Annotated in this window: 14 protein-coding genes; all 14 read left to right on the forward strand. The window is 64.8% G+C overall.

Annotated elements, in window-relative coordinates; genetic code table 11:
• Positions 1-45 precede the first annotated feature (45 nt).
• Complete coding sequence (gene glf / locus ACZI8Q_RS04115; RefSeq protein ID WP_463372217.1) at positions 46-1263, forward strand: UDP-galactopyranose mutase; 1218 nt, start codon at positions 46-48, stop codon at positions 1261-1263.
• On the forward strand, positions 1260-3188 hold the full coding sequence (locus tag ACZI8Q_RS04120) for a glycosyltransferase (RefSeq protein WP_463372218.1): 1929 nt from the start codon (positions 1260-1262) through the stop codon (positions 3186-3188). Before glf ends, ACZI8Q_RS04120 begins: the two co-directional genes overlap by 4 nt.
• Positions 3169-3702 (forward strand): phosphatase PAP2 family protein, encoded by a 534-nt coding sequence (locus ACZI8Q_RS04125; protein WP_463372219.1) that lies wholly within the window; start codon positions 3169-3171, stop codon positions 3700-3702. Before ACZI8Q_RS04120 ends, ACZI8Q_RS04125 begins: the two co-directional genes overlap by 20 nt.
• Positions 3699-4604, forward strand: a complete 906-nt coding sequence (locus ACZI8Q_RS04130; protein ID WP_463372220.1) for a decaprenyl-phosphate phosphoribosyltransferase — start codon at positions 3699-3701, stop codon at positions 4602-4604. Before ACZI8Q_RS04125 ends, ACZI8Q_RS04130 begins: the two co-directional genes overlap by 4 nt.
• A 139-nt stretch (positions 4605-4743) precedes the next feature.
• On the forward strand, positions 4744-6555 hold the full coding sequence (gene zomB / locus ACZI8Q_RS04135) for a flagellar motor control protein ZomB (RefSeq protein WP_463372244.1): 1812 nt from the start codon (positions 4744-4746) through the stop codon (positions 6553-6555).
• Positions 6556-6743: 188 nt separating this feature from the next.
• On the forward strand, positions 6744-7739 hold the full coding sequence (locus ACZI8Q_RS04140; protein WP_463372221.1) for an alpha/beta hydrolase: 996 nt from the start codon (positions 6744-6746) through the stop codon (positions 7737-7739).
• A gap of 187 nt (positions 7740-7926) precedes the next feature.
• Complete coding sequence (locus ACZI8Q_RS04145) at positions 7927-8922, forward strand: alpha/beta hydrolase (protein ID WP_463372222.1); 996 nt, start codon at positions 7927-7929, stop codon at positions 8920-8922.
• Between the two features lie 234 nt (positions 8923-9156).
• Positions 9157-10998 carry an alpha/beta hydrolase-fold protein gene (locus ACZI8Q_RS04150; protein WP_463372223.1) on the forward strand — a complete coding sequence of 614 codons (1842 nt, stop codon included), beginning with the start codon at positions 9157-9159 and terminating at the stop codon, positions 10996-10998.
• 132 nt (positions 10999-11130) lie between these two features.
• Entirely contained in the window at positions 11131-11712 is a 582-nt protein-coding gene (locus tag ACZI8Q_RS04155) for a DUF732 domain-containing protein (RefSeq protein WP_463372224.1), read from the forward strand.
• Positions 11713-11722: 10 nt separating this feature from the next.
• A complete protein-coding gene (locus ACZI8Q_RS04160) occupies positions 11723-12706 on the forward strand; it encodes a cutinase family protein (protein ID WP_463372225.1) in 984 nt (327 codons plus the stop codon).
• Between the two features lie 134 nt (positions 12707-12840).
• Positions 12841-13833: an LLM class F420-dependent oxidoreductase gene (locus ACZI8Q_RS04165; protein ID WP_463372226.1), complete on the forward strand. Its 993-nt coding sequence runs from the start codon at positions 12841-12843 to the stop codon at positions 13831-13833.
• Between the two features lie 212 nt (positions 13834-14045).
• Positions 14046-15941, forward strand: a complete 1896-nt coding sequence (gene fadD32, locus ACZI8Q_RS04170) for a long-chain-fatty-acid--AMP ligase FadD32 (protein WP_463372227.1) — start codon at positions 14046-14048, stop codon at positions 15939-15941.
• A gap of 85 nt (positions 15942-16026) precedes the next feature.
• Positions 16027-20883, forward strand: coding sequence for a polyketide synthase Pks13 (gene pks13, locus ACZI8Q_RS04175; protein ID WP_463372245.1), 4857 nt, complete (start codon positions 16027-16029; stop codon positions 20881-20883).
• Between the two features lie 2 nt (positions 20884-20885).
• Entirely contained in the window at positions 20886-22427 is a 1542-nt protein-coding gene (locus tag ACZI8Q_RS04180; protein ID WP_463372246.1) for an acyl-CoA carboxylase subunit beta, read from the forward strand.
• The last annotated feature ends 72 nt before the right edge of the window (positions 22428-22499 follow it).

The raw sequence follows: 22499 nt of genomic DNA on the forward strand, positions 1-22499 counted from the left end.
ACCGGAAACGCGAACCTGGGGGACAGTCGCCTACCCTGGTTGCTCGTGACCGCTGCAACAACAGAGACCACCGCCTCCACGTACGACCTCATCGTCGTCGGATCCGGGTTCTTCGGGCTGACCATCGCCGAGCGTGCCGCCACCCAACTGGGCAAGCGGGTGCTCGTGCTCGACCGTCGCCACCACCTCGGCGGAAACGCCTACTCGGAGGCCGAGCCGGAGACCGGTATCGAGGTGCACAAGTACGGTGCGCACCTGTTCCACACGTCCAACCAGAAGGTGTGGGACTACGTCACCCAATTCACCGAGTTCACCGGGTATCAGCACCGCGTGTTCGCGCTGCACAAGGGACAGTCGTACCAGTTCCCGATGGGGCTCGGCCTGATCTCCCAGTTCTTCGGCAAGTACTACAGCCCCGACGAGGCGCGCGCGCTCATCAAGGAGCAGTCCGCCGAGTTCGACTCGAAGGACGCGGCCAACTTCGAAGAGAAGGCGATCTCACTGATCGGCCGCCCACTGTACGAGGCGTTCATCAAGGACTACACCGCCAAGCAGTGGCAGACCGACCCGAAGAATCTGCCGGCCGGGAACATCACCCGGCTGCCGGTGCGGTACACCTTCGACAACCGGTACTTCAACGACACGTACGAGGGCCTGCCCGTCGAGGGCTACACGAAGTGGCTCGAGAACATGACCGTCGACGAGAAGATCGACGTGCGGCTGAACACCGATTGGTTCGACGTCCGTGACGAACTACGCGCAGGGTCCCCGGACGCTCCGATCGTCTACACCGGTCCGCTCGATCGCTATTTCGACTATGCGGACGGCGAGCTCGGCTGGCGCACCCTCGACTTCGAAACCGAAGTATTGAGCGACTGCGGCGACTTCCAGGGCACACCGGTGATGAACTACAACGACGGCGACGTCTCGTTCACGCGTATCCACGAGTTCCGCCACTTCCACCCGGAGCGGGACTACCCGAAGGACAAGACCGTCATCATGCGGGAATTCTCGCGTTTCGCCGAGAGCGGTGACGAGCCGTACTACCCGATCAACGCTTCCGACGACCGCGAGAAGCTGGCCGCGTACCGGGCACGGGCGAAGCAGGAAACCGCTGACGCGAAGGTGCTGTTCGGTGGCCGCCTGGGCACCTACCAGTATCTGGACATGCACATGGCGATCGCCAGTGCGCTGTCGATGTTCGACAACACTCTGCGCCCGCACTTCGAGACCGGGGCGGCGCTGGCCGGGGACGCCGAATGAGCGCGCGGCATCTGCTGGACGCAGACGAGGTCGACGAACTCGAGTACAACGGTCTCGAGTACAAGGGCAAGGCGCTGCTGCAGCGGGTCATCCTGGCGCGGGCTGGGGAACCTCTCGATGTGCGCACGCTGTACGTGGAGGAATCGCGGACCAACAGTCGTCGTGCTCACTCGTTGTCGCGGACGTCGCTGTCCGTCGGTGCGGAGTCCGAGGTCTCGTTCTGCTCCTACTTCAACGCGTTCCCGGCCAGCTATTGGCGTCGATGGAGCACCCTCGACTCGGTGGTGCTGCGCCTGTCCCTGACCGGCCACTGCCGGGTGGACGTCTACCGCTCCAAGGCCGACGGCTCCCGCATCCACGTCGAAGGTCGTGAGTTCGAGGACGGCGACATCGACCTCGAGTTCGAGGTGGGATTGCAGCCGTTCGAGGACGGCGGCTGGATCTGGTTCGACATCACCACCGACTCCGAAATGGTTCTCGAGAGTGCCGGTTGGTATGCGCCGGTCGAGGCGCCGGGTGAGGGCCGGGTCGCTCTCGGCATCCCCACCTTCAACCGCCCCACGGATGCGGTGAAGGCGTTGACGGCACTGGCCTCCGACGAACTCGTGCTCGGCGTGCTGGATGCGGTGATCATGCCCGACCAGGGCACCCGGAAGGTGAAGGACGAGCCAGGGTACGCCGAGGCCGCCGCGGCCCTCGGCGACCGTCTCGCCATCCACGATCAGCCCAACATCGGCGGATCGGGTGGATACAGCCGGATCATGTACGAGGCGCTCGAGACCACAGACAGCCCCTACATCCTGTTCATGGACGACGACATCGAGATCGAACCCGACTCGATCCTGCGGGCGCTCGCCCTGTCCCGGTTCGCGAAGTCCCCGATGCTCGTCGGCGGACAGATGCTGAACCTGCAGGAACGCAGCCACCTGCACACGATGGGTGAGGTGGTCGACCGCTCGGTCGTGATGTGGACGGGCGCACCGAACGCCGAGTACGACCACGACTTCTCCAAGTACCCGCTCAGTGATCGAGAGAACTCGAAGAACCTGCACCGCCGCATCGACGTGGACGGCAACGGCTGGTGGATGTGCATGATCCCGCGTGTGTGCGCGGAAGAGATCGGTCTTCCGATGCCGCTGTTCATCAAGTGGGACGACTGGGAATTCGCCCTGCGCGCGAAGGCTGCCGGCTACAACACGGCCACCATCCCCGGTATCGCGATCTGGCACATGGCCTGGACGGACAAGGACGACGCCATCGACTGGCAGGCGTACTTCCACCTGCGTAACCGGCTGGTCGTCGCCGCCCTGCATTTTCCGGGAAGCATCAAGGGTGTCGTGGTCAGCAGCGCGAAGGCCACGATCAAACACCTGCTGTGCCTGGAGTACTCCACGGTTGCCATTCAGAACAAGGCGATCGAGGACTTCCTCGCCGGCCCCGACCACATCGCCGACCAACTCGCCACCGCGCTCGGTGACGTCCACGCGATGCGCAAGGAATTCCCCGACGCCGTGGTCCTGAAATCCTCGACCGAACTGCCGCTGCCGTCCGGTGCAGGTGTGGGTGCGGTGGCCGAACCCGCCAACCCGCTGTCGAAGATGGTCCGCCTGGCCAAGGGACTCGTGCACAGCGTGCGTCCGGCAGACGACCAGCACCACGAGCGTCCGCAGCTCAATGTGCCCACCCTCGACGCGCGCTGGTTCCTGCTGTCCCAGGTCGACGGCGTAACCGTCACCACCGCGGACGGACGCGGCGTCGTCTACCGCAAACGCAACCCCAAGCAGGCCTACGAACTTCTCGAGAGGGCAACCGAGCTGCGCCGTGAACTGATTCGGCGTTTCCCGGAGGTCGCCAACCAATACCGGAGTGCCGCACCCGCACTGACCAGCAAGGAGAGGTGGGAAAGTGTCTTCGGTCTTCGATAGAGCAGCTTCGCGGGAGGTGCCGATCCTGGGTGCGGTGCAATCGACCATCGCATCGAAACCGGGTGTCGTCTCCGCCGCACGGGGCATGTCCCACTTCGGTGAGCACGCACTCGGCTGGGTCGCCGTCGCCGGTGCCGGTGCCCTGCTCGACAAGCCGCGCCGCCGGAAGTGGGCAGGAGTGGCCGTGGGTGCCGTCGGTGCCCACGCCGCGTCGATCGTGGTCAAGCGCGTCGTTCGCCGGCCCCGTCCCGTCGACCCGTCGATCCAGGTCAACGTATCGACACCGAGCAAATTGAGCTTCCCGTCGTCGCACGCCACGTCGACAACCGCGGCGGCTGTACTGCTCGGCCGACTCACCGGGCTACCCTTGCCTGCGGTATTGGTACCGCCGATGCTGCTCTCACGGCTCGTCCTGGGAGTGCACTACCCGACAGATGTGCTCGCCGGTTCCGCGCTGGGGGCTGTGTCTGCGGCGGCCGTATTGAGGGCCGAGAAGAAGTTTGGAGAGAAATGAGCGAGGAACCGGCTGTCGTCAGCGGACCCCCGAAGTCACTGGCCAGCGGCATCGTCAAGGCGATGCGTCCGCGCCAGTGGGTCAAGAACGTTCTCGTCCTCGCTGCTCCGATCGCCGCAGGCACCGCAACCCAAGGTGAGGTACTGCTGCCGGTCGCACTGGCATTCGTGGTGTTCTGCCTCGCAGCGTCCGGTATATACCTGGTCAACGACGCCATGGATGTCGAGGCCGATCGAGCCCACCCGACGAAGCGCTTCCGGCCGATCGCAGCGGGTGTGCTTCCGGTCAAGACCGCCTACCTGATGTCGTTGGGTCTCATAGCCGCTTCGATCGGACTCTCGTTCATCGCGAACTGGCAGCTCGCCGTCACCATGGCCGTGTACATCGGTATCCAGTTGGCGTACTGCTTCGGGCTCAAACACCAGGCTGTGCTCGACATCTGCATCGTCTCGTCCGGCTTCCTGCTGCGTGCGATCGCCGGTGGTGTGGCCGCCGAAATCGCGCTGTCCCAGTGGTTCCTGCTGGTCATGGCATTCGGTTCGCTGTTCATGGCGGCCGGTAAGCGGTACGCAGAGCTGCAGCTGGCAGAACGGACCGGCGCGAAGATTCGCAAATCGCTCGAGAGTTACACCACCACTTACCTGCGTTTCGTGTGGACACTGAGCGCGACCGCTGTGGTGCTCTGCTACGGACTGTGGGCGTTCGGTGAGGACGCAGTCAAGGAGACGAACTGGTACGCCATCTCCATGGTTCCGTTCACCATTGCGATTCTGCGGTACGCGGTCGACGTCGATGGTGGCGAGGCGGGTGAGCCGGAGGAGATCGCGCTCGGAGACCGGGTGCTCCAACTCCTCGCGATAGCGTGGATCGGAGTAGTCGGTGTCGCTGTCTACCTCGTCTGAGTCGGCAGCTGGCTCACCAGAATCGATAGGGGACAAGAAAGGCGTGGATTCGTCCGCTCGAAAGCCTGCCGAGACCACCCAGTCGGCCGTCGTGTCGCGGGTGGTCTTCCTCGGTGGTGTCGCGGTGGCATCGGCGCTGATGTTCCTGGGCGCCTGGGAGCGCCGGTGGATCGCGGACGACGGCCTGATCGTGCTGAGAACGGTTCGAAACCTCCTGGCCGGCAACGGTCCAGTCTTCAATGCAGGTGAACGCGTCGAGACCAACACGAGTACCGCCTGGACGTACATCGTCTACGCGTTCAGTTGGCTCACCGAGATTCGGCTCGAATACGTGGTGCTCACCATCGCGCTGGTGTTGTCGACGTCCGCGATTGCGCTGGCCATGTTCGGCACGGCTCGTCTGTATCGCGGAACGGCCTTCGGTGGGAGTGGCCCGCTTCTGCTGCTGCCCGCCGGGGTGCTCGTGTACATCGCGGTGCCCCCGGCCCGAGACTTTGCTACGTCCGGTCTCGAAACCTGCCTCGTCCTCTTCTGGATCGCGCTGCTGTGGTGGATGCTCGTCCGGTGGGCGGGCAACGCAGGCGCTTCTACCAGTGAGCCGTCGACCACCGAGATCCTCACCATCTCGTTCTTCGCCGGTCTGGGTCCGCTGGTGCGACCCGAACTGGCCGTGCTCTCGGTGCTCGCCCTGGGCATGATCTTCTTGGCGCCCGGTACGACGTGGAAGGTTCGTACTGCGATGGTCGCCGTCGCGGGTGTGGTGCCGGTCTTCTATCAGATCTGGCGGATGGGCTACTACGCCCTCCCGTATCCGAACACCGCTGTGGCCAAGGACGCCGGCGGAGCCAAGTGGGCACAGGGGCTCGCCTATCTGTGGAACCTCATCGGCCCGTACCTATTGTGGCTGCCCCTGTTGTTGCTGCTCATCGGCGCCGGCATCATCTGGGGTACACGCGCAACCACGACCCGAGCGAACACGACGGCAGCCGTGACGGGCCCGTTGTGGCCGCGTCGGCGAGCGAAGCTGCGCACTCCGGCCGCCGTGGTCACGTTCATGCTGCTCAGCGGTGTGATTTTGGGTGTGTACTCGGTTCGCGTCGGTGGTGATTTCATGCACGGCCGGGTCCTGCTACCGACTCTGTTCTGTCTGATGGTTCCTGTCGCGGTGATTCCGATGCGCCTGCCGTCCTGGGGGCGTAACCGCGGCACGTTCGCATTTGCCGGGCTCGCCGTGGTGTGGGTGGGCACCGTGGTGTGGGCGGCGTTCGCGGCCAATACGACCGGCATGCCCGAGGGGGCCGTCGTGGGACGGTCGGGCATCGTGGACGAACGGGCCTTCTACGTTCTCAACACCGGTCACGAGCATCCGATTCTCGCCGACGACTATCTCGATTATCCCCGTATGCGGGCAATGGTCCAGACGATTGCGGACACCCCGGACGGCGGGTTGCTCCTGCCGGCGTCGGACTACACGTACTGGTTCGTGGTCCCGCCGCCGTTGCCGATTCCCGAGGGCGGCGCCGGTCATACCGTGTACTTCCTGAATCTCGGTATGACCAGTATGAACGTGGGACTCGACGTGCGGGTGCTCGACCAGATGGGGCTCGCTTATCCCCTCGCTGCGCACACCGAGCGCTTGGAGGACGGCCGGATCGGGCACGACAAGGACCTGTACCCGGACTGGGTCGTGGTCGACACCGGCATGGTGGACCGGCACCCGTGGCTCCCGTTCTTCATGGACGAGGAGTGGATCGACGAGGCACGCGTCGCGATCGGCTGCCGGCAGACACAGGAGCTGCTTGCCTCGTATCGATCCGATCTGACGTGGGCGCGGTTCAAATCGAATCTCTTGAACTCTCTCGAGCTGGCGAGTTACCGGTTCGAACGTGTGCCGGAGTACGAGATCGAACGATGCGATCTCGTCCCTCCACATCCGCGGCCGGGCGGATGATTCGTACATCACGGGCGTATAACTCGGTCTCATTTGTGTAACGGTGGTGCGATTCGGCACGATATATCGCAAGATGAGTCGTCGGTGGCAAGACTCCCGAAGTCAACGCCTCCGAAGTCTCTGAGTGATCAACGGCTTGTAATCAACGGCTGAACCCGTGTGCCGCAGATGAAGAGAGAGAAGTATTCATGCGCTTAGCCAGACCCAGGTTGTCTGCCCGCTTCAAGCAACGGTTGATGGGAATTGGTGCAGCGGCACTTGTTCTTCCCGTGGTGGGCGGTCTCGGAGGAGGCGCCCTTGCCACGGCAGCACCCGCGAAGACGGCGCCGGCCGGCGGCTACCAGGAGCTGATGGTGCCCTCGTCGATGGGCGATATCAAGGTCCAGGTCCAGTGGGCGTCGCGCGGCGGAAACGCTGCCCTGTACCTGCTCGACGGACTGCGTGCCCGTGACGACGCCAACGCATGGTCCTTCGAGACGAATGCCATGGCGCAGTTCGCCAACGACAACGTCACGCTCGTCATGCCGGTCGGCGGCAAGTCCAGCTTCTACACGGACTGGTACGCGCCCAGTAACTTCAACGGCCAGGAGATCACCTACAAGTGGGAGACCTTCTTGACGGAGGAGCTGCCCGCCTATCTTGCCGGATTCGGGGTCTCTCCCAACAACAACGCCGTGCTCGGTCTGTCGATGGGTGGCAGTGCCGCGCTGACGCTCGCCGCGTACCACCGCGATCAGTTCAAGTTCGCCGGCTCGCTGTCGGGTTACCTGAACATCTCGGCGCCCGGTATGCGTGAGGCCATCCGCATCGCGATGCTCGACGCCGGCCGCTACAACGTCGACGCGATGTGGGGCCCGCCGTGGAACCCCGCATGGTTGCGTAACGACCCGTTCGTGTTCGCGCCGCGGCTCGAAGGTCTGTCGATGTTCATCTCGGCAGCGAGCGGTATCCCCGGAGAGTACGACGATCCGTCGTCGGTCATCGACTACTACAACACCGCAAACGGTATGGCGCTCGAGGCGCTCGCACTCGCGAACACCCGTGCTTTCCAGGTTCGCCTCGCGACCCTGGGTATCGACGCCAACTTCGACTTCCCGGCACGGGGTACGCACTCGTGGAAGTACTGGGAAGCCGAGCTGTGGAAGGCGCGTCCGCAGATCCTGGACGCCCTGAACGCCTGGTGAATTCGCCATAACCCTGGCGAATCCCCACATTCTGGACACCGGGGATATGCAATGAACTGAATAGTCGGTAGGGTAACCCCGGTCAAGACGCCACCCGCGCAGTCTCAGCTGCGCGGGTGGCGTCTGTACTGAGAAGTTCTCGCGCCCGTTGGGCGCCGGCAGACCTATCGGGAAGGCAAGGAAACGCATGCGAGTTGGAGGCTCCACGAGAAGAGGCGGGTGGCTACGTAAAGTCGCTGCCGCCGTCGCATTGGCAGTTGCCGTGCCTCTCGGTGTCACGATGGTCGGCGGCGGTGCCACTGCATCCGCCGCATTCGACCCCAATGCCCAGGACTTCTGGGTCGATTCCCAGATGGGACCGATCAAGAGCCGTATCTGGCGAGCAGCCGACGGAAACACCGATCGAGTGGTGTACCTCCTCGACGGACTCCGCGCACAGGACGACCTGAACGGCTGGGAGATCAACACGGACGCCGGGCCGTTCCTGGCGAGCCAGAACATCAACGTCGTTCAGCCGGTCGGCGGCAAGTCGAGTTTCTACTCCGACTGGATCTCCAAGTCGACCTTCAACGACCAGGAAACCGTCTACACATGGGAGACGTTCCTGACGACGAAGCTGCCGGACGCACTGAAGGCGCGTCTCGGTTTCTCCGACACCGACAACGGCATCGTCGGCCTGTCGATGGGCGGAAGTGCTGCGCTCACCCTCGCGGCGTACCACCCGGACCAGTTCAACTACGCCGGCTCGCTGTCGGGTTACCTGAACATCTCGGCGCCCGGCATGCGTGAGGCCATCCGTATCGCGATGCTCGACGCCGGCCGCTACAACGTCGACGCGATGTGGGGCCCGCCGTGGAACCCGGCGTGGCTGCGTCACGACCCGTTCGTGTTCGCGCCGCGGCTCCGTGACAACGGCACCCGCCTGTGGGTCTCGGCCGCCAGCGGTATCCCCGCGCCCGGTGGACGCGTTCCGACCAAGTTCATGGACGTGTTCAACGACGCCAACGGTGCGGCACTCGAAGCCCTGTCCCTGGCCAACACCCGCGCTTTCCAGGTGCGGATGGCCTCGATCGGTGCCGACAACGTCACCTACAGCTTCCCGCCGCGCGGCATCCACTCGTGGCGCTACTGGGAAGAGCAGATCCACCTCATGGCCGAGGACCTCAGCAACACGATCGGCTGATCCAGGCATGACGATTCGCCCCGGCAGCGTTATTCGCGCCGGGGCGAAGTGCATCCGGGTGAGCGGCCGTAAAACGTGATCTGCGACAAAAGCACCACCGGCACCAGCGCGGCAACACCACTCGCCCTGATTTTGCGTGTACAAAGAACCCGAAAGTGAGGTCTCGTGTTCGTCGGGCCTCGACGCGCAGGTTGCGCTCTGACGGCCTGGATGCGCAGAAAGTGAGTGGAATTGATGCGGCACCTCGGAAGGCGGGCACTCGCCTCTCTTGCAGCGGTTCTGGTGCTTCCGGTGGCTGTCGGCCTCACGTCGACCGCCGTCGCGACGGGTGCTCCGGCCGCTCAGGCGGCACCGGTTGCCACCCAGGCGCCCACGGGTGCGACCGTTCACCACGTCGACTGGTTGTCCGACCGCCGCGTGGCTGTCTGGGTCAACTCGCCCTCGATGGGTGTGCCCATCCAGGTGCAGATCCTGCTGGCGCGTGACTGGAACCTGAAGCCGGATGCGAAGTTCCCGGCAGTGTTCATGCTGGACGGGCTCCGCGCGCAGGACCACGAGAACGGCTGGACGATCGAAACGGACGCCGTCGAGTACTTCGCGGACAAGAACGTCAACGTCGTTCTGCCCGTGGGGGGCCAATCCAGCTTCTACACGGACTGGCTGGATCAGAACAACGGCCACAGCTACATGTGGGAAACGTTCCTGACCAAGGAACTGCCGCCGATCCTCGAGGGGCAGTGGCGCACCACGCAGGAACGTGGCGTCGTCGGTCTGTCGATGGGTGGCACCGCCGCCATGACGCTGGCCGCACGTAACGAGGGCTTCTTCAGCTTTGCCGCGTCGTTGTCCGGCATTCTCACCACCACATCCCTGGGCATGCCTCAGGCGGTCCAGTACGCGATGATGGACGCGGGTGGGTTCGACGCGGAAGCCATGTGGGGCCCGCCGTCGAACCCCGCATGGGATGCGCACGATCCGTACCTGCTGGCAGAGAAGCTCGACGGCGTGAGCCTGTACATCTCGAGCGGCAGCGGAACCACCGGCCGATTCGACGAGCCGTCGGGCATTCCCGGAGTCAGCACCAACTACGCGGGCATGGGCCTCGAGATCCTGTCCCGTCTCACGTCGCAGGCATTCGCCACCAAGCTGAACAAGCTCGGTATCCCAGCGCAGGTCAACTACCGTCCGTCGGGCACGCACAGCTGGCCGTACTGGGAATTCGAGCTGCATCAGTTGTGGCCGCAGCTTGCCCACACGCTCGGCGTGGAGGTCGACAAGCCCGCATGCAACGTCGCGGGGGCAATCGGCGGCGTTGCGAACGCCAACCCGTGGCTCGGTGACTGCCTGACACCGGAGTACCCGGTCGCCGACGGCGTCGTTCAGGACTTCCGTTTCGGGCGCGTCTTCAGCAAGGGTGGACAGGCCCAGCCGGTGGCGGGCGTCATCGCCGGCGCGTACCAGGCGGCCGGCGGTCCGGCGGGGCCGCTCGGATTCCCGACCACGCCGGAACTGGGCACTCCCGACGGACGAGGCCGCTTCAACCACTTCGAACACGGCTCGATCTACTGGACACCGCAGACCGGTGCACATGCGATCCGCGGTGCGATTCTCGACGAATGGGCCCGACAGGGTTGGGAAGCCGGGCCCCTCGGTTACCCGGTCGCGGACGAGGTGCCTACGCCCGGCAAGCCCGGCGCGGTACAGGGCTTCGAGATCGGCGCCATGTATTCCAGTCCCGAGGCCGGCACACACGCCGTGCAGGGAATGATCATGGGCAAGTACGGCGAACTCGGCTACGAGGGCGGCTGGCTCGGATTCCCGAAGACCAGCGAGATCCCCACCCGCGACCTGGGTCGCTTCAACGAGTTCGAGGGCGGCAACATCTACTGGAGCCCACTGTCGGGTGCGTGGGCGATCGAGAACGGTCCGATCTTCGACGCCTGGAAGAGTGTGGGCTACGAAGCCGGTCGACTCGGCTACCCGATCAGTGACAAGTTCGCGATCCCCGGTGGTGTTCAGCAGAACTTCCAGTTCGGTTTCATCACCGTGATCGACAGCAAGGCCCAGGTTCACTAGGTCTTGTAGCGCAGTCTTGTAACGCAAGCTTGTGGTGCAGGGCGAGTGTGGGCGGCAGCGCGAAAGCTGCCGCCCACGCTGCGTCTGTACCCTGTTGGTCGACACACGACTTGGACACAAGGACGGAAATTCATGCCGCAGTTCACCCGCACCCGCATCAATCTCGTTCGCGCTCTTGCCGCGAGCGCGCTCACCGTTGCGGTGGGAGGTTCTTTGGTTGCGTGTGGCAGCGACGATTCCACGGTGTCGTCCACACCCGAAACCACGGCAGCCGAGGTCACCTCGCAGCCGGAAGAGTCGCCTGTGGAAGGCGGCGACGAGGCGCAGGCGCAGGGCGAAGAAAAGGAGACCGAGCAGCCCGTCACGAAGCCGAGCGAAGCCGCGACAGCACCCCCGGAGACCCCTGACTCGGTCCCCAGCGACTACCCGGGACCGGCGGAGGCGCCGCAGGTCGGTGAAGCGGGCAAGAAGTTCCTCGAGGAGTTGAAGAAGGAAGGCATCACGCCGGCCGGAGACGGCATGATGGCGCTCAGCACCGCCGACTACATCTGCCAGGCCAAGGAGGCCGGCAAGTCGGACGAGGACGTCATGGTGTTCGTGACCGCGATGGTCGGTTCGGAAGCCTCCGCGGCCGGTTCCCAGATTTCGTCCGAGGAAGCCACCGCGCAGGCGCAGACCTACGTGGACACCGCCACCGCGGTGTACTGCCAGTAGGTAGACGCCGATGTCGTGGACCGGGCGCTCAGGGCGCAAGAAGAAGCGTGGCTCAGTGCTGCGGAAACTGCTGATCGCCGTGGCGGCTTTCCTGGTTCTGCTCCTGATCGCGATCTTCGCCTGGTACATCCTTGCCGGGCCCGGCTCCAAGATCACGCCCACGCCGCCCGGTCCCGAGCGTCCGTCCGCGCAACCGGCAAGTTGCCCTGATGTGCAGGTTGTTTCGGTGCCGGGTACGTGGGAGTCGTCGGCCACCGACGACCCCTACAACCCCACCGCCAACCCGGCCTCGCTGATGCTCAACATCACCCAGCCGTTGCAGGCGCAGTTCGATCCGTCGCGCGCCGACATCTACACCGTTCCGTATGTGGCTGAGTTCTCGAATCCGATCGCGATTCCTCCGGACGGTCAGGAGTCGTACAACAACAGCCGTTCTGCCGGTACGGCAGCTACCATCGACATTCTCACCGAGCGTCATGCCGAATGCCCGCTCACCAGCTACGTGCTGGTCGGGTTCTCGCAAGGTGCGGTCATCGCAGGTGACGTCGCCGCCTCGATCGGTGCCGGCAACGGCCCGGTCCCGGCCGACCTGGTTCTCGGGGTCGGTCTCATCGCAGACGGCCGACGCGATCCGGATGCTGCGAAGAACATCGGGCCCCCGGTTGCCGGGGTCGGCGCGGAACTGTCCCTCGACGGCCTGATGGTCCCGGGCATCACCATGACGGGTGCCCGCGAGGGAGGGTTCGGCGAACTCGCGGACCGTGCGGTGCAGATCTGTGCCCCCTCGGACGGCATCTGTGATGCTCCGCCGGATGCCTTCAAACCGGGAAACTGGGTGTCGAGCGCATTACGACTGCTCGAATACTTCAACAACCCGGTGCATGCCATGTACAACACCTTCGTGGTGGACGAGGCGGGTACGACGGCGACGCAATGGATCACGAACTGGGCGGCAGAGAAAATTCGTGCTGCTCCGACGCCTCCGCACGACTAGCGGTCACAAAACTCCGTCGAGAAGTTCCGATCCGAGGCCGAGTGGCCCCTACTCGCTGGTAGAGTGCGGCGCTCGAGCCTTGTAGAGTGCGATCCGGTAAGTCCGGCGCCACCACCACAGGAGAAGCTATCCACATGAGTTCCACCGAGGGCAGTTCGCTGCGCAAATTCCGATTCGCGGCCGGTGGAGAGGGCAACGCGGAGGAAGGTGGCGCGCGTCGGTTCGTGAAGCTGGCGCAGAAGGCCGAGGAACTCGGCTTCGACAGCTTCATGATCCCGGACCACCTCGGTAACCAGGTCAGCCCCATCGCCGCGCTCGGCGCGCTCGCGGTGGCGACAGACAAGATCCGGCTGGGTACCGCCGTTCTGGCCAACGGATTCCGCCACCCCGCAATCCTCGCCAAGGACGCGGCCACCATCGACGTCCTGTCCGGCGGTCGACTCGAGCTCGGCATCGGTGCAGGCTGGATGAAGGAGGAGTTCGACAAGGGCGGTATCGCCTACGAGCGTCCCGGCATCCGGATTGCCAAGCTCGAAGAGTCGCTCCAGATCCTCGATACGTTGCTGCGCGGTAAGGAATGCAACTTCGACGGCGAGTACTACCAGATCAAGGCGCTGAAGGGCAGCCCGCGGCCACGTCAGGGTCCGCGCCCACCCATCGCCGTCGGCGGCGGTGGGCCGAAGATGCTCGCCCTGGCCGCCAAGTACGCAGACATCATTTCCGTGGCAACCCCGACCAGCAAGGAAGGCAAGCTGCTGCTGTCGGGTGTCACCATCGAGAAGACGATGGAGCGGGTCGAGAAGATTCGCGAGGCCGCCGGAGACCGGTTCGACGACATCGAACTCAACTGGACCATCACCACGATCGTCATCACCGACGACCGTGAGCAGACCGCCGAGATGGCGCTCGGCGCCATCGAGCAGGGCTTTCCACCGAACATCGAGGCCGACGCCAAACTGTCCGTCGAGGACATCCTCAACTCGCCGTACCTGGCGATCGGCACATTCGAGGAGATCGCCGACCAGATTCGGATGGTCCGTGAGAAGACGTCCATGTCGTACGTCGGTGTGTTTCCGACGCAGATGGATGCCTTCGCGCCGATCATCTCGCAGTTGTCCGGCGAGTAGAGCTGTGACGCGAATCTGTAACATATTCGGGGTTTGACACCGATAGTCCGGTTCGGGACCTGTGTCTTGTCAGCACTCGTCCCGTAGTTGTTCGATGGACACCAGTTGTTCGATAGACACCAATTGATCTACAAGATCCGATTCAGCGAAGGAAGTCAGGGGCGCAGGGCGGCACATTGCCTGCTTGTGTGATCGCTTCGTCAGGAGAAGGAATGAACGCGAAGTTCGACGATTTCATCGACGAGAGGGGCCAGATTCGGCTCACACAGGGGCATACCCTGGTGGATTACGTCGAGCAACACACCCGTGAGAACGCGGACGAGTTGGCGTACCGCTACATCGATTACTCGCGTGAGCGAGACGGCGAAGTACACGAACTCACCTGGGAGCAGTTCGGTCACCGTTTGCGAGCGGTGGCGGCGCGTCTGGAGCAGGTCACCGAGCGCGGCGACCGTGTTGCGATCCTCGCCCCGCAGGGCCTCGATTACGTCATCTCGTTCTTCGCCGCGATCTTCGCAGGAACCATCTCCGTTCCGCTGTTCGACCCTGACGAACCCGGACACGGTGATCGCCTGCACGCGGTGCTCGGCGACTGCAAACCTGCGGCCATCCTTACCGCGACGTCGTCGGCGGCCGGGGTGCGCAAGTTCTTCCGCGCGTTGCCCGCCGCCGAACGCCCCCGAGTGATCGCGGTCGATGCCATCCCGGACAGCGTCGGGCAGACGTGGGAGCGCCCCGACACCGACCTCGACGACATCGCCTACCTGCAGTACACGTCGGGCTCCACCCGCGTGCCCGCCGGTGTGGAGATCACCCACCGCGCCGTGGGCACCAACGTTCTGCAGATGGTCGACTCCATCGAACTCAACGAGAACTCCCGTGGCGTCACCTGGCTGCCACTGTTCCACGACATGGGGCTGCTCACCGTGATCCTGCCCGCCATGGGCGGCAAGTACATCACCATCATGAGCCCGCGGGCCTTCGTCCAGCGCCCCTACCGCTGGATCAAGGAACTGGCCGCCGTCACCGACGGTGCGGGGACCTTCGCCGCTGCCCCCAACTTCGCGTTCGAGCACGCCGCGACCCGTGGCCTCCCGAAGGACGGGGAGTCCCTCGACCTGAGCAACGTGATCGGCCTCATCAACGGCAGCGAGCCCGTCACCACCTCGTCCATGCGTAAGTTCAACGAGGCGTTCTCCCCGTACGGTCTGCCCAAGACGGCGATCAAGCCGTGTTACGGCATGGCCGAGGCCACCCTCTTCGTCTCTGCCACCAAGCACTCGGACGAGGCCAAGGTCATCTATGTCGACCGCAGCGAACTAGGCGCCGGCCGGATGGTGAAAGTCGACAAGGACGCGGAGGGCGCCATCCCACAGGTTGCCTGCGGGTACGTCGCACGGAGCCAGTGGGCCGCCATCGTCGACCAGGAAACCAGCACCGAATGTGCGGACAACCAGGTCGGCGAGATCTGGTTGCACGGCGACAACATCGGTATCGGGTACTGGGGTCGTAAAGACGAGACCGATCAGACCTTCCACAACAAGCTGGTGTCACGACTGTCCGACGGCAGCCACGCCGAGGGTGTGACCGAGGACGCGAACTGGATGCGCACGGGCGACTACGGCGTGTACGTGGACGGCGAGCTGTACATCACCGGTCGTGTGAAGGACCTGGTGATCGTCGACGGCCGCAATCACTACCCGCAGGACATCGAGGCGACAGCTCAGGAGGCCAGCAACGCGCTGCGTCCCGGCTTCGTCGCCGCCTTCTCGGTGCCGGCCAATCAGCTTCCGCCGGTCGTCTTCGAGAACACCCACTCCGGGCTGACGTTCGACGGTGACGATGCGTCCGAGCAGTTGGTCGTCGTCGCCGAGCGGGCGCCCGGTGCCGGCAAGGCCGACCCGCAGCCCATCGCCGACACGGTGCGTGCCGCGATTTCGCTTCGTCACGGTGTGACCGCACGCGATGTGTTGTTGGTTCCGGCCGGGTCCATCGCACGCACGTCGAGTGGCAAGATCGCGCACCGAGCGTGCCAGGCGAGCTACGTCGAGGGGACGTTGCGCGGTGGTCACATGCAGACCGCGTTCCCCGACGCCGTGTCCGAATAAGTCCTCCCTCCACGACGGGTAGCTTGGTGTACTGATGGCTGAAAATGTTGACGAGCGGACCACGACCGATGCGGCGACGGGAGACATGACCGTCGCGCAACTGCGTGATTGGTTGCGCAATTGGATTGCAGACGCGACCGGCCAACCGGCCTCCGCGATCACGGACGACCGCCCGATGGAGGAGTTCGGCCTGTCCTCGCGTGATGCCGTAGCGCTCAGCGGGGAGATCGAGGAGCTGGTGGGCGTCACGCTCACCGCCACGGTCGCCTACCAGCATCCGACCATCGCTTCCCTTGCCGTCCGCATCATCGAGGGCGAGCCGGAACTACCCGACAGTGCTGGCGACGAGGCGTACTACACCTCAGGTGCCACGTCCGACTCGCACGACGTCGCCATCGTCGGTATGGCGTCGCGGTTCCCGGGCTCCGGTGTGACGCCCGAACAGATGTGGGAGCAGCTGATCGAGGGCCGCGACGGCATCTCCGATCTCCCCGAAGACCGGTGGGAAGAGTTCACCTCGGACCCGGCCATCAAGGCAGCCGTCGAGAAGGCCAACACCAAGGGCGGCTACCTGGGTGACGTGAAGACCTTCGACGCCGAGTTCTTCGCCATGTCGCCGCTCGAGGTCACCAACGTCGACCCGCAGCAGCGGCTTGCGATGGAACTGACGTGGGAAGCCCTAGAGCATGCCCGGATTCCGGCGAGTGATCTCAAGGGCGGGCAGGTCGGCGTTTTCATCGGTTCGTCGGCGAACGACTACCAATTGCTGGCCGTCAGCGACCCGGTCTCCGCGCACCCGTATGCGTTGACCGGAACGTCCACGGCCGTGGTCCCCAACCGCGTGTCGTACTTCTACGACTTCCGTGGCCCCTCGGTGGCGGTGGACACGGCGTGCTCGTCCTCCCTCGTCGCCGTGCATCAGGCGGTACGGTCGCTGCGGTCCGGTGAGTCCGATGTCGCGCTGGCCGGTGGCACCAACATGCTCCTGGCCCCGCCCGCGACGCTGGGATTCAACGAGGGCGGCGTCCTCGCGGAAGACGGCAAGATCAAGGCATTCTCCTCCGACGCCAACGGCATCGCACGCGCCGAAGGCGGCGGACTCGTCGTGCTCAAGCGGCTCGAGGACGCCGAGCGAGACGGCGATTCCATTCTCGCCGTCGTCGCCGGTAGCGCCGTCAACCAGGACGGACGCTCCAACGGACTGCTGGCCCCGAACCCCGACGCGCAGGCCGACTGCCTCCGGCACGCCTACCGCGATGCGGGCATCGTTCCGTCCGGCGTCGACTACATCGAGGCGCACGGCACCGGCACCATCCTCGGTGACCCGATCGAGGCCGATGCGCTCGGACGGGTGGTCGGCCGCGGCCGTGACGACGACAAGCCGGCACTGCTCGGTAGCGCGAAGACCAACTTCGGGCACCTCGAGGCCGCTGCCGGCGCGGCAGGTCTCATCAAGGTCGTCCTCGCGATGCGCGAGAACAAGCTGCCTGCCTCCCTGAACTACGCGGGCCCCAACCCGTACATCGCCTTCGACAAGGCGCACCTCGAGGTCATCCCCGAGGCGACCGACTGGCCGCGCTACACCGGTAGGGCCGTTGCCGGTGTGTCCGGTTTCGGTTTCGGCGGCACCAACGCGCACGTCGTGGTGCGCGAGTACACCGGACCGGTCGTCGAGGAAGACGCACCCCAGGCGCAGCCCGCCGTAGACGCACAGGCTGTTGCTTCCGAAGAATCCACCGTGCTGCTTGCCGTGTCGGGGGCATTGCCGTCCCGCCGGCGCCGGGCCGCATCGGATCTCGCCGACTGGCTCGAGACCGAGGAGGGCAGCACGACACCGCTCGCCGACGTCGCCCGCACCCTGGCTCGTCGCAACCACGGGCGTTCGCGTGGTGTCGTGTTGGCCAGGACCCGTGCCGAGGCCATCACCGGCCTTCGGGCTGTCGCGGCCGGTAAGCCCGGCCAGGGGGTGTTCACCGCCGATTCGCCCTCTTCCAAGGGTGCGGTGTGGGTGCTGTCGGGCTTCGGCTCACAGCACCGCAAAATGGCCAAGCAGCTCTACCTCGAGAACGCGGTGTTCGCGAAGGCGATCGACGAGGTCGATGAGCTCATCGAGGACGAGGCCGGCTACTCCATGCGGGAGAAGTTCCTCGACGACGCGGTCGACTACGACGTCGAGACCTCGCAGGTCGGCATCTTCACCATCCAGATCGGTCTGGCCGCGCTGCTGCGTCACCACGGCGCCGAGGCAGAGGCTGTTGTCGGGCACTCGATGGGTGAGGCTGCGGCCGCCTACATTTCGGGCGGACTGTCCCTCGAGGACGCCGTGCGCGTCATTTGTTCGCGTTCGCGTCTGATGGGTGAGGGCGAGTCGACGCTGCAAGGCGACGACATCCGTCTCATGGCGCTGCTCGAGTACAGCTCCGACGAGATCGAGGCGCTGCTTCCGAAGTATCCGAAGCTCGAGGTGTGCGTGTACGCCGCCCCGACGCACACCGTCATCGGCGGTCCGCAGCCGGACATCGAGGCCATCGTCGCCCACGCGGAGGGCGAGGAGAAGATGGCGCGCATCCTGCAGACGAAGGGTGCCAGCCACACCTCGCAGGTCGACCCGATTCTCGGCGAGTTCGCCGCAGAACTCGCAGGCATCGAGCCCACCAAGCTGAAGCGCGGTGTGTACTCGTCGGTGGATCAGGAAACGTTCTACCGGGCCGGTCACGACGCTATCCACAACGAGGCGTACTGGGTGAAGGGCATGCGGCACAGCGTGTACTTCACGCAGGCGGTGCGTCTGGCGGTCGGTAGCGGGCACACGACGTTCGTCGAGCTGGCTCCGAACCCGGTTGCGCTGATGTCGGTGGCCGCCACCGCCTTCGACGCCGGTTCGCACGACGTACAGCTCATTCAGACCCTCAAGCGCAAGGAAGACGAGCCGCTTGGGGTGCTCGCCGCACTGGCGCAGCTGTATGTGCACGGCCACGCCGTGGATCTCACGACGCTGCTGCCTGCCGGCGATTATGCAGACGTCCCGCGCACGGCGTGGATTCGCAAGCGGTACTGGCTCGACAACCGGATCAATTCGAGCGGCAACACCCGCGCCCCCGGTTCGCACGTGTCGCTGCCGGACGGTCGCCACGTGTGGGAGGTGCAGGCGAGCAGCGTCACCGAGCTTCCTGCGCTGGTTACCGCTGCTGCGTCGCAGGTACTCGCCGACGTCACACTGACAGCATCGATCCCGCACGCGGCGGTTCCTCCTGCCGGCACCCTCACCACCACACTCACCCCGCATCCCGGCGGCGCATCCATCCAGGTGCACGCCAAGGACGGCGCAGTGTTCACGTTGGTGTTCGACGCCGTCGTCACCTCCGGGGATGCCTTGCCCGAACCTGTCGTCGCCCCCGTCGAGACGAGCACCGGTCCTGTGGAAACCCTGCCCGAGGTCGTCGAAGACATCGGGGACAGGTGGGACCCGAACGGTTCGCAGAGCATGGACGATCGCCTGGCGTTCATCGTCGCCGAATCGATGGGGTATGCGCCGGAAGACCTTCCGGCCGAAATCCCGCTGATCGAACTCGGACTCGACTCGCTGATGGCGGTGCGCATCAAGAACCGGGTCGAGTACGAGTTCGGCATCCCGCAGCTTCAGTTGCAGGCGGTGCGGGACGCCAACCTCCTCGAGGTCGGCAAGTACCTGCGCTACGCGATCGAGAACCGCGAGGAAGTGCAGGCACTGGCGGACAAGCAGAAGGCCGAGAAGGAAGCCGAAGAAGCGGCCGAGGCCGGCACTGTGGCTGAGGAACCCACGGGCCGGCCTGCGCCCGAACCCGAAGCTGCGCCGCTCCCCGAGGTCGGCGAGGACGATGTTCCCCCGCGTGACGCCGCCGAGCGTCTGACGTTCGCGACGTGGGCGGTGGTCACCGGTGAGTCCGCGAAGGGCATCTTCAACACGTTGCCGATCCTCAAGGACGAGGTGGCCGAGAAGATGTCGGCGCGCCTGACAGAGCGTTCGGGTGGTGAGGTCACATTCGACGACGTCCTGGACTCCACCACCATCGAGGAGCTCGCGAATGTGGTTCGCGGTTTCCTCGAAGACGGCGCCAAGATCGACGGACTCGTTCGCACTCTCGCCCCGCGTCCTGACGGCTCCACCGTCACACCGGTGTTCGTGTTCCACCCGGCCGGCGGCTCCACCGTCGCGTACGAGCCGCTGCTGCGCCGACTGCCCAAGGGCACGCCGATGTTCGGTTTCGAGCGCACCGAAGGGCCGATCGAGACACGTGCTGCCGAGTATCTGCCGTTGATCCGTGAGATCCAAGGCGACGGACCGTACGTGTTGTACGGCTGGTCGCTCGGCGGCGTGCTCGCGTACGCGGTCGGCAAGATGCTCCGTGATTCCGGTGCAGACGTTCGCGTGGTGGGCTTGATCGACACCGTGATGGCCGGTGAGGACATGGACGAGACGCCGGAGGAGAACAAGAAGCGCTGGCAGCGGTACGCCGCATTCGCGAAGAAGACGTACAACGTCGACTACCCGCTGCCGTACGACAAGCTGGCCGCCGCGAAGACCGACGAAGAGCAGATCAAGATCCTCACCGATCTGCTCAAGCTCAGTGGCACGAAGATTCCCGGCGGAATCATCGAGCACCAGCGCACGTCGTACCTCGACAACCGGGCTCTCTTGACGGCAACGGCCGAGAACTACGACGGTGACGTGGTGCTCTACCTGGCCGACAAGTACCACGACGACGCCATTGCGCTGGAGCCTGCGTTCAAGACCCGTAAGCCCGACGGTGGCTGGGGCGAGGTGGCGAAGAACCTGGAGATCATCCATATCGGGGGCGATCACATCCAGATCGTCGACGAGCCGTACATTGCGAAGGTAGGTGCAGATCTCACACAGAAGCTCGCACAGATCGACGGCGCGGGGACAGGAGCGGGCAAGTGACTATTTCGACGACGGCGGGCAAGCTCGCCGAACTTCGTGAGAAGCTCGCTGACGCCGAAGCGCCGGGATCCGCGCGGGCGATCGCCAAGCGTGAAGCCAATGGCATGCCGACACCGCGTCAGCGCATCGACATGTTGTTCGACCCGGGGACGTTCATCGAAACGGGCCGCCTCGCGAAGATGCAGGGCGATGTCAACAATCCGTACGGTGACGGCGTCGTCACCGGTCACGGCAGGGTCGAGGGTCGGCCGGTGGCCGTGTTCGCACACGATCAGACGGTGTTCGGCGGCGCGGCCGGTGAGATGTTCGGCCGCAAGGTTGCGGCGATCATGGAGTATGCCGCGAAAACCGGCTGCCCCTGTGTGGGTATCAACGAGTCCGCGGGTGCCCGCGTGCAGGACGCGGTGACATCGCTCGCCTGGTACGCAGAGCTCGGACGTCGTCAATTGCCGTTGTCCGGGATGTGCCCGCAGGTCTCGATGGTCTTGGGTAAGAACGCCGGTGGTGCGGTGTATGCGCCCATCAACACCGATGTCGTCGTCGCCACCGAGGATTCGTACATGTTCGTCACCGGGCCGGACGTGATCAAGTCGGTCACCGGTGAGGACGTCGGTCTCGACGAACTGGGCGGCGCCCGGAATCAGGCCCTGTACGGAAACATTCACCACGTCGCCCCGGACGAGAAGGCCGCGTTCGAGTGGGTGCGCGAGTACCTGGGTTTCCTTCCGTCGTCGTGCCAGGAATCGGCACCGATCGTCAATCCGGGGCTCGAGCCGGAGTTCACGGACAGCGACCTGTCGCTCGACTCGTTCATGCCCAATGCCGACAACGCCGGTTACGACATGCACGACGTGCTGCTGCGAATCTTCGACGACGGGACGTTCCACGAGATCGGTGGACAGGTGGCGCCGAACATCATCACCGGGTTCTCGCGGGTGGACGGCCGTTCGGTCGGCGTCGTGGCCAACCAGCCGATGTTTCTGTCGGGTGCACTCGATGCCGCCAGCTCCGACAAGGCGGCACATTTCGTGCGTATGTGCGACGCGTACAGCATTCCGTTGGTGTTCGTGGTCGACACTCCGGGATTCATGCCCGGTCTCGAGCAGGAGAAGGTCGGCGTCATCAAGCGCGGTGGCCGGTTCCTGTTCTCGTTCGTCGAAGCGACCGTGCCGAAGGTGACCATCGTGATTCGGAAGGCTTACGGCGGTGGTTACGCCGTGATGGGGTCCAAGCAACTCGGCGCTGATATCAACCTGGCGTGGCCCACCGCCCGTATCGCTGTGATGGGCGCAGAGGGTGCGGTGAACATCATGGGCCGTCGACAGATCGAGGCCGCAGGCGACAATGCGGATGCGGTTCGGCGTCAGCTCGTCAACTTCTACAACGAGAACATCGCGACCCCGTACATCGCGGCCGAACGTGGATACATCGACGGTGTCATCGAACCCTCCGCGACGCGTCTCGAGATCCGGAAGGCGTTGAAACTCCTGCGAGACAAGAAGGTCGAGTCGAACCCCCGCAAGCACACTCTCATCCCTTTCTAACCCCTTCCCGGGGGAAGTGACACCCGGTAAGCTCACGCGGAACAGGGTGTAAGTATGCCGGGGGGGTGGGGG

The organism is Rhodococcus quanlei (genome assembly GCF_055231015.1).

Excerpts from the sequence above, each read along its gene's own strand:
- pks13 (WP_463372245.1), top strand. The coding sequence starts at position 16,027 with ATGACCGTCGCGCAACTGCGTGATTGGTTGCGCAATTGGATTGCAGAC.
- ACZI8Q_RS04165 (WP_463372226.1), top strand. The coding sequence starts at position 12,841 with ATGAGTTCCACCGAGGGCAGTTCGCTGCGCAAATTCCGATTCGCGGCC.
- ACZI8Q_RS04145 (WP_463372222.1), top strand. The coding sequence starts at position 7,927 with ATGCGAGTTGGAGGCTCCACGAGAAGAGGCGGGTGGCTACGTAAAGTC.
- ACZI8Q_RS04155 (WP_463372224.1), top strand. The coding sequence starts at position 11,131 with ATGCCGCAGTTCACCCGCACCCGCATCAATCTCGTTCGCGCTCTTGCC.
- zomB (WP_463372244.1), top strand. The coding sequence starts at position 4,744 with ATGTTCCTGGGCGCCTGGGAGCGCCGGTGGATCGCGGACGACGGCCTG.
- ACZI8Q_RS04150 (WP_463372223.1), top strand. The coding sequence starts at position 9,157 with ATGCGGCACCTCGGAAGGCGGGCACTCGCCTCTCTTGCAGCGGTTCTG.
- ACZI8Q_RS04160 (WP_463372225.1), top strand. The coding sequence starts at position 11,723 with ATGTCGTGGACCGGGCGCTCAGGGCGCAAGAAGAAGCGTGGCTCAGTG.
- ACZI8Q_RS04140 (WP_463372221.1), top strand. The coding sequence starts at position 6,744 with ATGCGCTTAGCCAGACCCAGGTTGTCTGCCCGCTTCAAGCAACGGTTG.
- ACZI8Q_RS04120 (WP_463372218.1), top strand. The coding sequence starts at position 1,260 with ATGAGCGCGCGGCATCTGCTGGACGCAGACGAGGTCGACGAACTCGAG.
- ACZI8Q_RS04130 (WP_463372220.1), top strand. The coding sequence starts at position 3,699 with ATGAGCGAGGAACCGGCTGTCGTCAGCGGACCCCCGAAGTCACTGGCC.
- fadD32 (WP_463372227.1), top strand. The coding sequence starts at position 14,046 with ATGAACGCGAAGTTCGACGATTTCATCGACGAGAGGGGCCAGATTCGG.